1 pseudogene is annotated in these 569 nt (G+C 74.9%); it reads left to right on the forward strand.

Annotated features, from left to right (window positions below):
* A pseudogene (locus AC27KI_RS26935) lies at positions 1–569 on the forward strand (RHS repeat-associated core domain-containing protein); the annotation flags it as partial.

Consider the following 569-nt stretch of genomic DNA (forward strand, 5'->3'; position numbering starts at 1 on the left):
CGCCTACGACGCCCTGGGGCGGCGCAGTGCGCAGTGGACCCAGTCCGCCGCCCTGCGGGTGACCGGCGCGTGGGCCCCTGGCCGCACCGCCGGCCAAAGCGCCGCCTGGGCCCAGCGCCTGCAGCGCCCCGCCGCCACCGACAGCCTGCTCAAGCAATGGGAGTACGACAGCGCGGGCGAACTGGCGCGGGCGCGGCACAGCCGCCATGGCGAGACCGAATACCGCTACGACCCGGTCGGCCGGCTGCTCTCGGCGGTGCACGCCGGCCTGCCGTCCGCCCTGGCACCTTCCGGCCAGGGCGCGGCGGGCGAAGGCGCCGCCGCCGCGCTGAACGAAGTCTTCCACTACGACCCGGCCGGCAATCGCGTCGCCGACCGGGCTCAGGCGATGGACGGCGCTGGCCGGGGCTGGGTGCGCAACAACCGGGTGAAGGTGCTGCAGGACAAGCGCTTCGACTACGACGGCTTCGGCCGGCTGGTGAGAAAGCGCATCGGCGCGCACACCGAGCAGCACTTTCGCTACGACGCGCAGCACCGCATGACGCAGGCGGCCGTGGTGCGCGCGGGCC

Source organism: Acidovorax sp. KPB24-03 (assembly GCF_057546605.1).